General features: G+C 34.5%; 13 protein-coding genes, 1 tRNA gene and 1 other RNA gene. 3 read left to right on the plus strand and 12 right to left on the minus strand.

All coding sequences use genetic code 11. From position 1 onward, the window contains the following. Positions 1 to 6 precede the first annotated feature (6 nt). The 11 genes from pnp to ACGH49_RS01950 form a co-directional block, all read right to left on the minus strand. On the minus strand, positions 7 to 2,121 hold the full coding sequence (gene pnp, locus ACGH49_RS01900) for a polyribonucleotide nucleotidyltransferase (protein WP_411588039.1): 2,115 nt from the start codon (positions 2,119 to 2,121) through the stop codon (positions 7 to 9). 307 nt (positions 2,122 to 2,428) lie between these two features. Then, a complete protein-coding gene (gene rpsO / locus ACGH49_RS01905; protein ID WP_034909676.1) occupies positions 2,429 to 2,698 on the minus strand; it encodes a 30S ribosomal protein S15 in 270 nt (89 codons plus the stop codon). A gap of 149 nt (positions 2,699 to 2,847) precedes the next feature. Continuing rightward, the gene (locus ACGH49_RS01910; protein WP_065608201.1) at positions 2,848 to 3,771 is read right to left on the minus strand and encodes a LysR family transcriptional regulator; all 924 of its coding nucleotides are present in this window, start codon (positions 3,769 to 3,771) and stop codon (positions 2,848 to 2,850) included. Between the two features lie 234 nt (positions 3,772 to 4,005). Then, entirely contained in the window at positions 4,006 to 4,758 is a 753-nt protein-coding gene (locus tag ACGH49_RS01915) for a TSUP family transporter (RefSeq protein WP_411588041.1), read from the minus strand. Beyond that, the gene (gene aroC, locus ACGH49_RS01920) at positions 4,755 to 5,828 is read right to left on the minus strand and encodes a chorismate synthase (protein ID WP_411588042.1); all 1,074 of its coding nucleotides are present in this window, start codon (positions 5,826 to 5,828) and stop codon (positions 4,755 to 4,757) included. Before aroC ends, ACGH49_RS01915 begins: the two co-directional genes overlap by 4 nt. Before the next feature lie 30 nt (positions 5,829 to 5,858). Next, positions 5,859 to 6,752, minus strand: a complete 894-nt coding sequence (gene prmB / locus ACGH49_RS01925) for a 50S ribosomal protein L3 N(5)-glutamine methyltransferase (RefSeq protein ID WP_296207048.1) — start codon at positions 6,750 to 6,752, stop codon at positions 5,859 to 5,861. A gap of 142 nt (positions 6,753 to 6,894) precedes the next feature. After that, positions 6,895 to 6,982: transfer RNA gene (locus ACGH49_RS01930), tRNA-Ser, on the minus strand. 71 nt (positions 6,983 to 7,053) lie between these two features. Further along, on the minus strand, positions 7,054 to 7,143 hold the full coding sequence (locus tag ACGH49_RS01935; RefSeq protein WP_411588043.1) for a YnhF family membrane protein: 90 nt from the start codon (positions 7,141 to 7,143) through the stop codon (positions 7,054 to 7,056). 14 nt (positions 7,144 to 7,157) lie between these two features. Next, on the minus strand, positions 7,158 to 9,242 hold the full coding sequence (prc, locus tag ACGH49_RS01940; protein WP_411588044.1) for a carboxy terminal-processing peptidase: 2,085 nt from the start codon (positions 9,240 to 9,242) through the stop codon (positions 7,158 to 7,160). Positions 9,243 to 9,251: 9 nt separating this feature from the next. After that, entirely contained in the window at positions 9,252 to 9,800 is a 549-nt protein-coding gene (proQ, locus tag ACGH49_RS01945) for an RNA chaperone ProQ (RefSeq protein WP_411588045.1), read from the minus strand. Positions 9,801 to 9,864: 64 nt separating this feature from the next. Further along, positions 9,865 to 10,221, minus strand: a complete 357-nt coding sequence (locus tag ACGH49_RS01950; RefSeq protein ID WP_411588046.1) for a DNA-binding protein — start codon at positions 10,219 to 10,221, stop codon at positions 9,865 to 9,867. 177 nt (positions 10,222 to 10,398) lie between these two features. On the opposite strand from ACGH49_RS01950, the gene ACGH49_RS01955 reads away from it, so the two are divergent. From ACGH49_RS01955 to rnpB, 3 genes are all read left to right on the plus strand, one after another. Continuing rightward, the gene (locus tag ACGH49_RS01955; protein WP_411588047.1) at positions 10,399 to 10,662 is read left to right on the plus strand and encodes a helix-turn-helix domain-containing protein; all 264 of its coding nucleotides are present in this window, start codon (positions 10,399 to 10,401) and stop codon (positions 10,660 to 10,662) included. Positions 10,663 to 10,884: 222 nt separating this feature from the next. Beyond that, positions 10,885 to 11,247: an outer membrane protein assembly factor BamE gene (gene bamE, locus ACGH49_RS01960; protein WP_296207056.1), complete on the plus strand. Its 363-nt coding sequence runs from the start codon at positions 10,885 to 10,887 to the stop codon at positions 11,245 to 11,247. Between the two features lie 163 nt (positions 11,248 to 11,410). Then, positions 11,411 to 11,793: RNase P RNA component class A (gene rnpB, locus ACGH49_RS01965), an RNA gene on the plus strand. A 1-nt stretch (position 11,794) separates the two neighbouring features. On the opposite strand, the gene ACGH49_RS01970 is transcribed toward rnpB, so the two are convergent. Beyond that, positions 11,795 to 12,490: a DedA family protein gene (locus ACGH49_RS01970; RefSeq protein WP_297224856.1), complete on the minus strand. Its 696-nt coding sequence runs from the start codon at positions 12,488 to 12,490 to the stop codon at positions 11,795 to 11,797.

Below are 12,490 nucleotides of genomic sequence, written 5' to 3' on the forward strand. Positions count from 1 at the left end.
ATAATTTTATTCTGCTGTTGAAGCAACTTCTGGTGTAGGTTCGACAGCATCTTTCATACTCAAACGGATTCTGCCTTGGCGGTCAATTTCTAGTACTTTAACATTCACTTCTTGACCAACTTTTAGATAATCAACCACTTTTTCAACTCGATGTTCAGCAATTTGAGACACATGAACAAGTCCTTCTTTACCACCAATAACCGATACAAAAGCACCAAAATCAACGATTCTTGTTACTTTACCTGTATAAATTTTACCAATTTCGACATCAGCAACTAAGTTAGTAATACGTGCCATGGCATCTTTGGCTTTATTACCATCTGAAGCGGCAATCTTAACGGTACCATCATCAGTGATTTCAATAGTAGTTCCTGTTTCTTCGGTTAAAGCCCGAATTGTTGCGCCACCTTTACCGATAATATCGCGAATTTTGTCAGGATTTACATTCATTGTATAAATACGTGGTGCAAACTCTGAAATTTCTTGGCGAGGCTTATTAATTGCTTGTTCCATTACACCTAAAATATGTAAACGAGCACCTTTAGCTTGATTAAGTGCTACTTGCATAATTTCTTTGGTTATACCTTCAATTTTGATATCCATTTGCAATGCACTTACACCTTCGCGTGTACCTGCTACTTTAAAGTCCATATCACCAAGGTGGTCTTCGTCACCAAGAATATCTGATAATACGACAAACTGATCACCTTCTTTTACTAATCCCATTGCAATACCAGCAACAGATGATTTGATTGGTACTCCTGCATCCATAAGAGCAAGTGAAGCACCACAAACAGAAGCCATTGAAGATGAACCATTTGACTCAGTAATTTCAGACACTACTCGAACAGTATATGGAAATTCTTCACGGCTTGGCATTACAGCCGCAACACCTCGTTTAGCTAGGCGACCATGACCAATTTCTCGGCGTTTTGGTGAGCCAACCATACCTGTTTCGCCAACAGAGTATGGAGGAAAATTGTAATGAAGTAAGAACCGTTCAGTATATTCACCAGTTAACTCATCAATGATTTGTGCGTCACGCTCTGTACCTAATGTTGCAGTAACTAGTGCCTGAGTTTCGCCGCGTGTAAACAATGCACTACCATGAGTTCTTGGTAAGACATTAGTACGGATATCAAGTGCACGAATCATATCTTTTTCACGACCATCAATACGCGGTTCACCAGCAATAACACGCTTACGAACAATTTGACTTTCCAACTCAACAATAATATTAATCACTTCGTTTTCATCGAGTTCGTCATTTTGTTCTTTTAGTACAGCTAAAACTTCTTCTTTAATTAAATCAATTTGAGCATAACGTGCTTGTTTTTCAGTAATACGATAAGCTTCGCCCAAACGATCTTTAGCTAGTTCAACAATGGCGTTATATAGCACTTCATTTTTAGCCGGTGCTACCCAATCCCATTTTTCACAATTGGCTTTTTCTACAAATTCGTTAATATTATCAATAACAACTTGTTGTTGTTCATGACCAAAAACTACCGCTGCTAACATTTGATCTTCAGTAAGTAAATCAGCTTCAGATTCAACCATTAATACTGCACTTTTTGTACCCGCAACAACTAAATCTAGACGACTAGCTGCAAGCTCTTTTACTGATGGATTTAATACAAATTCATCATTAATAAAGCCAACACGTGCAGCACCAATAGGGCCGTGGAATGGAACACCAGATAAGCAAAGTGCAGCAGAAGCACCAATCATTGCGACTAGGTCAGGGCTCACCTCGGGATTAACAGAAACAACTGTTGCAATAATTTGGATTTCATTAACAAATCCTTCAGGAAATAATGGACGAAGCGGGCGGTCGATTAAACGTGCAATTAGAGTTTCACCTTCACTTGGACGACCTTCACGTTTAAAAAATCCACCAGGAATACGCCCCGCAGCATAGGTGCGTTCTTGGTAATTAACTGTTAATGGGAAGAAGTCTTGACCTTCTTTTACTTTTTTATTTGCAACAACCGTGACAAATACAGCAGTATCATCCATATTAACCATAACAGCTGCGGTTGCTTGACGAGCCATAATACCAGTTTCTAAAGTCACGGTATGACGACCATATTGAAATTTTTGACATGTCGGATTAAACAAAATAGTGTCCTCTTGTTATTTGTTATGTTGAAGTTTGATATTTCGACAGGACGCAACATTACGCTACGCTTATTGATACTCTCTTCAACAATGTGGGGATATATACAACAAAAAGATTATTTCACTGTCACGACTAATGACAAATCTATAAATTATAGAGCTCTCATTAGTCGCGCGAAACATGAGATATAACCTTTACTTTGTTGGCTTACATAAAATAATAATTTTTAACGCCCGATATTATATCAGAGCACCGATTTTTCACAACGAAAAAGAGGCCTAAGCCTCTTTTCAAGTAGATTGTCAATTAGCGACGTAAACCTAGTTTTTTAATCAATTGGTTATAACGTTCAATATCTTTACGACGTAAATAATCTAATAATTTACGACGGCTAGACACCATACGTAATAGACCACGACGGCTGTGGTGATCTTTTTTATGCTCAGAAAAATGACCTTGTAAATCATTAATACGTGCAGTTAAAAGAGCAACTTGAACCTCTGTTGAACCAGTGTCGTTAGTGCCACGACCATATTCGGCAACGATTTTCGCTTTAGCTTCTACAGTTAGAGACATAATAAACCTCTTAAAATAAATATAAAAAATGGAATGACCGATCTCTAATTCAGACATTCCTCTGTGTCCATATAGTGAATATATGAGCGATGCAATTATACTGAAATCTATAAAAATAGCAATTTGATTTATTTAGTTAACAGCAGTATTTACTTAAGTTCAAAACCATACTCTTCTTGAATTAGTTTTTTTAGCGCCTCAATATAATTTTGAGCCGATAAGCTTAGTTGAGCCTTTTGTGATGTGATCCAGCCTATTAGGATTTTTTCTTCTACATCTAACGGTATTGATAAAATATCAGATCCGTTTAAGTCAGCACTTAAAACCCCTGTACTAATGGTATAACCATTAAGTCCGTGCAATAGGTTGAATAAGGTTGCTCTATCACTAACGTGTATACTCTTTTTATGATAAACCGTACTTAAAATTTCTTCAGAAAAATAGAATGAGTTATACTCGCCCTGCTCAAATGAGAGATAAGGGTAATCCTCTAAATCATCTAAAGATAATAACTTCATGGATGCTAATGGATGATGAGTACTAATAAATACATGAGGATTAGCTTCAAAAAGTGGGTTAAAGGTTAATCTATGTTCTTTCAGTAACCGTAAAATCACTTTTTGATTAAAATCATTCAAATACAAGATACCAACTTCACTACGTAAATTAGCTACATCGGTGATAATATCATATGTTTTTGTTTCCCTAAGCGTAAACTCATACTCATCTGTTTGATTATTTTTAATTAAATTAACAAAAGCATTAACCGCAAAAGCGTAATGCTGAGTGGATATACTACATAACTGCTTAGAGGGTTCTTTTTTTGAGTAGTGCTGTTCTAATAGCTCAGCTTGATCTAGAACTTGTTTGGCATAACCTAAAAACTCAACGCCATCAGGTGAAAGTGAAACTCCTTTAGAACTGCGCACAAAAATCTCAATACCAAATTCAGCTTCTAGATCTTTCACCGCTGTTGATAAGCTTGGCTGAGTAATATATAAATTCTTAGCTGCTTCATTTATTGAGCCAGAACGTGCTATTTCTAAAATATAGCGTAATTGTTGAAGTTTCATAATATTGGGACATGTTAACACAAACTATCTTATATAACACAAATATATACTAAATAATATTTAAGTGAAATAAATAATTGTTGCTATTTTATACTCAAACACATACTTTCCTGAAAGTTTTTGACAAAAATTTTAATATAAATTAATTATGAAAAGTAAAAATGAGAAGCAGTAGAATTGATAATAAAATTACTTTAGATAGAATAAAATATAAATTATTTAACTTATAAGCAATTAAAAAAAGTTTTCGTAAATTAATTTTATACTCATAAGAGTCGAAACTGTGATTAACATTGGTCGAATTAATTTACGACCTTTAGCTATGATCATTTTAGCACCAAGTCTTGCTCCTATAAATTGACCAACTAACATAACCAATCCAATTGACCATATTACTTCGCCCCCTATAATAAAAAACAACAAGCTAGCCAAATTTGAAGTAAAGTTTAGTACTTTGGTATGTGCAGTCGCTTTAGTTAAATTAAAACCAGCTAACGTGATATAAGCTAACGCATAAAATGAACCAGCGCCAGGGCCAAAAAATCCATCATAAAAACCTATACCAAAGGCAGGAATTAATGCGAATTGAATAAGTGAAAGACGACTGTTACGGTCATTTTCTCCAATAGTTGGAGAAAGTAAAAAATAGAGCCCAACGCTAATAGTTAAAATTGGTAATAATAATTTTAAAAAATCAGCTTGGATACGCATCACAGATAATGTTCCAATTGCTGAACCAACAAAAGCAAAAACGATTGCCCATTTTTGTTGTTTCAAATCCACCATATGCTGCCGGATAAAATATAGGCTAGCAGAAAACGAACCACCGCAACTTTGCAATTTATTGGTTGCCAATGCACTAGCTGGTGGCAGTCCAATAGCAAGTAATGCAGGGACAGTTAATAAACCACCTCCGCCAGCAATAGAATCAATAAAACCGGCCAAAGCAGCAATCAGAAAAAGTAAAATAAGCAGATCATAACTCATAATTTATTTACATCACCACATTGAGCCCGATAACGAAGGTAGTGATCCATCAGCACAATAGCAACCATTGCTTCAGCAATTGGTACAGCTCGAATGCCAACACATGGATCATGTCGACCATGTGTAGATACTTCAACGCTTTCACCCAAAATATTAACTGATTGACCTGGAATTTCTATACTAGGCGTGGGTTTAAGTGCTATGCTGGCTGATATGGTTTGTCCTGAACTAATACCACCTAAAATCCCACCGGCATGATTAGATAAAAAGCCTTTAGGTGTTATTTCATCACGATTTTCGCTACCACGTTTATTCACAACAGCAAAACCATCGCCAATTTCTACACCTTTCACGGCATTAATACTCATTAGTGCGTGCGCAAGATCAGCATCTAGTTTATCAAATACAGGTTCGCCAAGTCCTACTGGAATATTTTCAGCAACAATGCAAACTTTCGCACCTATTGAGTCACCCTCTTTTTTTAATGACCGAAGCAGCTGTTCAAGTGCATATAATTTACTCTCATCTGCGCAAAAAAATGGATTGAGTTCAACTTGTTGCCAATCTTTCAATTCACATTTTACATCACCCATCTGAGCCAAATAACCACGAATAGTAATGCCAAGCTTTTCTTGTAGATATTTTTTTGCAATAGCGCCGGCAGCAACTCTCATAGCCGTTTCACGAGCAGAGGAGCGACCGCCACCGCGATAATCTCGTATGCCATATTTATTTTGATAAGTGTAATCTGCATGGCTTGGTCTGAAGATATCTTTAATTTTACTATAATCTTGAGAACGTTGATCGGTATTTTCAATAAGTAAACCAATACTCGTTCCAGTTGTAACACCTTCAAATACGCCTGACAAAATTTTGACTTGATCTGCTTCTCGGCGTTGAGTTGTATAACGAGATGAGCCAGGTCTACGACGATCAAGATCATTTTGCATGTCTGATTCTGTTAACGCAAGTCCAGGAGGAACACCATCGACAACACACCCTAATGCTACACCGTGCGATTCACCAAATGTGGTTACTTTGAATAATTTTCCGATTGAGTTTCCAGCCATAATAAATTTATTCCGATGATTAAAAACAGCTTATTTAAAACAGTAATGATATTGAATCAATTCTTCACGTGTGATAGAAAATACACCCAACCCACCACGTTCAAATTCTATCCAATTAAAAGGGACATCGGGATATTGTTGTTGTAAGCTAACCCAACTATTGCCGACTTCACAAACTAATACACCTGCTGGTGTTAAATAATTTATCGCATCTCGTAAAATTTTTTTTACCAGATCTAAACCATCAAAGCCCGCTTCTAATGCTAATTTAGGTTCATATAAAAACTCATCTGGCAAATCACTCATATCTTCACTATCAACATAAGGCGGATTAGTGACAATCAGATCGTATTGTTTTTCAGGCACATCATCAAATAGATCTGACAAAATAGGAGTAACTTGAGAATCCATTTCGTGCATCTCAATATTTGTTTGAGCGATATCTAATGCTTCTAATGAAATATCAGTTATATCAACTTGAGCATCAGCAAACTCATAAGCGCAAGCAATCCCTATACAGCCACTACCAGTACATAGATCTAAAATATTTTTAGGTTCAGTTAATATTATTTGCTCAAAATGGTTATCAATTAGTTCACCAATAGGAGAACGAGGAATTAATACACGCTCATCCACATAAAAAGCATGTCCACAAAACCAAGCTTGGTTAGTTAAATAAGGGGTTGGTACACGATCTTTTATTCGCTTTTGAATAATATCAATAATTTGAATTTTTTCATCATTAGTTAGATTTGTGGAATAAAATTCTTCAGGAATAAACAACGATAATCCTAACGTTGCTAAAATTAATTGTTTAGACTCATCAATAGGATTATCTGTACCATGACCTAAAAAGACATCTGATAGACTAAGTTGTGATGCTGTCCAGCGTATAAAGTCTTGAACTGTGCGTAAGTTTTCCATAAAAACTCCAAATGATTTAGGAGAGGAAGGTATTGTTTGTCATTTTAAATAACAACTATAAATTACAAACTATTAAAATAATCTAGATAGCTAGTTTTATAGCGTTATGAACTAATGGTTCTATGTTTTAATGACTAAATATTGGCGGTGAGGAAGGGATTCGAACCCTTGATACGTTGCCGTATACACACTTTCCAGGCGTGCTCCTTCAACCACTCGGACACCTCACCTCATTATTAGAACCTGCTTTTCAAAAGCAGGTTGCATACTATAATAGTCACTAAATAATTAATCAAGCTTTTTAATTCGTACAAACAATAAAACCAAATGTTGCTAAAATAACTAACACAGCAACAGTTGTGATCAAAGAGTATTTTAAATTTGAATCCATTATGTTATCTCCAATTATTTATTAGCTTTCTCGATTGGTAAATCAAACGTAATAACCTCTTTAATAGAGTTATTGCCTTTGATTTTGGGATACTTAGGTGCAAAATCAAGAAGTATCTCGATAGATTCATCTAAGTAAGGATCAGGTTGTTTATAATCTTTAGGTAAATCATCTAATTTAGTAATTGATGGTAAACCTACTTTATTTAAACGCTCGTTTGTTCTTTTTAAATCACGCTCCTCATTATTTTTTTGTTCTACTTCTCGTTTTTTCTTATTAAGCGAAACAATATATTGACGATCTTTTTTATCATTAAGTTTTTTGATATCTTCATCAAGATAAATAAATTCAGGATTATGTGAAATTCTGGTCAAATGTTGCGATTCTAAATCAGGCAACCATGGCTTAATATTGGCAAGGGTCAAATAATTAGCTGACGGTATTTTATCCCAAGGTAGTGCATTATCTAAAAATCGCTCTCCGATTTTATCAACATACTTAGTTTTATTCATTTCAATATCTGGCTCAACCCCTTTTAATTGAGTGCTATCACCATTGATACGATAAAATTTTTGAATAGTATATTGAGCTCCTCCAAGTTCAGGCCAATTTGGATGTAGTCTTGCGTCAACTGGATAAGAGATGTTACGAGAAGTTTGTACTGTTCCCTTACCATAAGTCGTTTCACCAACTATTAATGCTCGCCCATAATCTTGCATAGCGGCAGAAAATATTTCTGATGCTGATGCACTATAACGATTAATCATAACAACAAGTGGCCCAGTGTATTCGATACCTTTATTCTTATCATTGTAAGTGATGACTTTTTGTAAATTATCACGTACCTGAACAACTGGTCCAGTATCAATAAATAAGCCAGTTAAATTGATAACTTCGGCTAACGAACCACCGCCATTATCACGTAAATCAATAACCAAACCTTGCAAATTTTCTTTATTTGCTTCTGATAAGAGTACTTCAACTTTTTCTGTTAATCCCACATAGAAACTTGGTATTTCTATAACTCCAACTTTACCTCGCGGATTATCAATAATCTTTAATTTTGCTTCCCTATCTTCAAAATGAATTTTATCACGAGTAAGTTCAACTACTTTTGCCTTACTATTATTACCAGCAGGTAAAATTTCTAGTTTTACAATAGTGCCTTTAGGCCCACGAATTTTATCAACAATATCATCCAATCGCCAACCAATGACATCTTCAATCGCTGAATTACTTTGACCTACTCCAATAATTTTATCCCCGATAGTAAGTAACTTGCTTTTTTCAGCTGGTCCGCCTGTTACAAAAGACATAATCACAGTATAGTCATCTTGCTGGCTTAATGTTGCACCAATGCCTTCAAATGATAAACTCATTTCGGAATCAAAATCTCGTTTTTTACGTGGTGCTAAATAGCTAGTATGGGGATCGATTTCTCTTGCAAATGCATTCATAAATACTTGAAAAGCATCTTCATTATTTGATTGCGTTATTGTTTTTAAAACGCGATTGTAACGTTTACTTAAAACTTCACGGATCTCTTTTTCTTCTTTTCCTGATAAAGATAAGCTCAACTCATCATATTTAACACGCTTATCCCAATAACCATTAAGTTCGCTTTCTGAAGTCGGCCAAGCAATTTCCTCACGATTAAAATCAATTTCATCATTGGTAGAAAAATCCATAGGGCGTTTTAAAACTTCAAGAGCATATTGATAACGGTTATAACGTTTTTTCAAAAAATGATTGTAAATATCATAAGCCGTATTTAAATTGCCATCAATTAACTCTTGACCTAAAGATTCTTGCCTATTTCGAAAGCTATCAACATCACTTTGAATAAATATAGCTTTATTACTATCTAATAATTTGAAATAGCGATCAAAAATCTGAGCAGAAAAAGCACTATCCAAAACAAAATTACGATAATGTGATTGAGTAAAAAAATTCGTTACACGTTTGGCAACAACTTGGTGGATATCATCTTGCTTTAGAACTGGTATTTGTTCATTAGCTTGCGGTTTCGCCTGAACATTTTGACTAAAAATACCCAAAATAAGGCTAAATGTAATAATACCATTGAGTAATTTATTCATTTAAATTCTCTATTTATTGATAATATGTTCAGGTTTGACTGTTAACTCCATGCCGGCACCAACCTTTACCTTAATATGCTCTTTTTCGATATTAATGACTTGTACTTTTATAGGTTTATTTCCTACTACAACTTTAACAAAATCACCAATTTTTAAAATTTTAGATTTTTTAGGAAGCATACGAGTAGCTTTACTTTTTTCTTTTCCGCGTTCTTTAAAACGCTCTTTAGCTTTTTCTTTGCTCTCTTTCAACTGTTGTTGCGCATGATCCATCTGTTCTTGGTTGATGACTTCAGTAGGATTACCATCTAAATCTACACGATTGGCTCCTTCTTTTATACTGTATAAGTAACGCCAACTCATTGTATACGAACGAAGTGCAGCACGGAGTTTTGTTTTACTAAGTTCGCCATTACCTTCTAAACGAGAAATAATATCTTGAAAAATTCCAATCTTTAATGGTTTTGCCTCGCCTTCAAGGGTAAAACAATTTGGGAACTGTTGAGCTAAATAAGCAATAATCTCTTTACTATTTGTTAATTGAAACTGTCTTTCCATCGGTTTATTCCATAGTAACTAAATTTTACAGGCGTTAAAGTATATCTCAGCTTATATAATAACACTAATTATCTTTTTTTTGTTGATTAATAAAAGTAATAAAATCTTTGATACCATTTCGCATTAACCACGAAGTAACAATAGATTTTTCTTCTTCGGATAACTGTTCAAATGCAGTCATCCATAGTTGCAAAGGCTCGACCGGAGAAACAACATAAGTAGCACTTTCTTCTTCAATATATAATGCCTTTTTGACATTATGGGGTAAACTACCTATATGATATTCTAAAGCTTTACCTCGAACACCTACTCTTTTTCGAGCAGTCCAATTTTCAGCCCTTGCTTTGCGATTAACCCCTTGTATCGTTGATGGCATCCCTACAATATTTGATAGCTCCTTTGACGAGAACCACTCTTTCATTTTTACTATCCCACTTCAACACAATAAGAAAAAATTACAGAAATTAAAGAAACTTTGATATAATAAATAAGAAATAAAAATTATTAATAACTAAAGTTCAATTATAAACTTACACGTTTTAGTAAAATAAGAGCATAACATAGATATACAAGGTTATAAACTAAGAGGAAATAAAAAATGAAAATAAAGTCTAATGATTGGCATCCTGCAGACATTATTGCTGCCCTAAAAAAGAAAGGAACAACACTTGCAAATCTATCACGCAAATCAGGTTTAAGTTCATCAACGCTTAGCAATGCATTAGTTAGACCATGGACAAAAGGAGAGGTTATTATTGCAAAAGAGCTTAATTTAGAACCTCATGAAATTTGGCCGAGTCGTTATATTAATTCAAGTACAAATCAACCAATAAAACGTGTGCTACGACAGAACAAGAAATAATTTTTGGTTAATATATAATTTACAAAAAGAAATAATGAAGAAAATATAGAAAATTAAAGAAATAAAATAGGCACTTTTTTTCTTTTTAGTATTAAAGACTCTATCCTAATTGAATATTGCTTTATTTTGCCAATAATAAAATACGAGCTAATCTTGAACGTTGCCCTACATGTGTTATTATTGGCAAATATTAATAAAGCTATTTACATTAGGCAATAATACATGAAAAATCTAAAAAATTTTGTTTTTGCATGCTTATCTATCATAATGTTATCAAGTTGTTCACAAAAAAATTTCGTAGAGCAAGGAACGCCATTAAATAAGCAAAAAGTAAATAATATAGTCGAAGGTTCAACAACTGAATCACAGATTATTAATCTTTTTGGCGAACCAACAAGTAGTAAAACAATTAATTCAAATGAAATGCAATGGACATATAATTATATAAAAAAAAGTTCAACTAGTCATATACTAATTGGTGAAACACAATACAATCTTATTGAACGAAAGCTTGATGTTATTATCTCAAAGGGTGTAGTAACTTGGTTTAATTATGACGAAATCCAAAAACAGAAAAAATGGTAATAAATTCTGTTCTTATAGCTCATCACTAATAAGATGTGCTATAAATTTGATGTTTCAATTCCATTCAGTTACATTACCTTACAAATGTTTAAACTTCACTCATCTATCTTCTATAGATAAGACAGCTCTGGACAAAATTGCGCTTTAGGTTATACTCATCAACGAAATTAACCAGACAATCGCTGCTTTGTTGTTTTTATAAAGAAACAAACAAAGGGGAGGAAAGTCCGGGCTCCATAGGGCAGAGTGCCAGGTAACGCCTGGGGGGTTTTAGCGAGAGCGAAAATTCACGACTAGTGCAACAGAGAGTAAACCGCCGATGGCTTATTTTATAAGATCAGGTAAGGGTGAAAGGGTGTGGTAAGAGCACACCGCGCAACTGGCAACAGTTGTGGCACGGTAAACTCCACTCGGAGCAAGGTCAAATAGGGATTCATTGGCGTGGCCCGCGTTGAATCCGGGTAGACTGCTTGAGCTAATGCGTGAGTATTAGCCTAGAGGAATGATTGTCCACGACAGAACCCGGCTTATCGGTTAATTTCACTTTCTACTTCTTGTTATTGTTTAATCCAATTTTAGATTGTTTTTTATTGTTTAAAGAGCGCTTAACAGCAAGAAAAATTGAAAAAAGTAACCCTAGCACTAACAATAAAACCGGTATTAGCATTAGCAGAGACATAATTTGCTTTTCATATTCCTTGAAAATTGGTGATAACCCAAATAGGTAACCTAATGTCACAATCAAGAAAATCCATAATGTAGCACTGATTATATTATAAATATGGAATTTTCGACTATGTAGTCCTGATAATCCAGCCATCATTGGCAATAATGTCCGTACGAAAGCAATAAATCGCCCAATAAATAGCGCTTGTAAGCCATACTTATGGAACAATACTTCCGATTTATGATGATATTTTTCAGGTATATGCGCCATCCAACCTTGAACAAGCTTAGTATTACCAAGCCAAAGTCCTTGAGCATAGCCTAACCAAGTACCTAAAGCTGCACCAGCAATTAAAATAAAATTAATTAAACCAAAATGAAATACATTTTGGCTAATTAATACACCTGTTAGGAATAATAGACTGTCTCCAGGTAAAAAAGCCGCCGGTAAAACGCCATTTTCTAAAAGAATAATAACAAACAACATTCCATATAGTGTCCATAGCACATTAGGATTTGAAAGCGTTACTATATCCATGTTAACAAACGCATGATAAAGAGTAATTATTGTTTCCAT

Source organism: Gilliamella sp. BG7, assembly GCF_046635565.1.
In the GTDB taxonomy this organism is placed as follows: domain Bacteria; phylum Pseudomonadota; class Gammaproteobacteria; order Enterobacterales; family Orbaceae; genus Gilliamella; species Gilliamella apicola_P.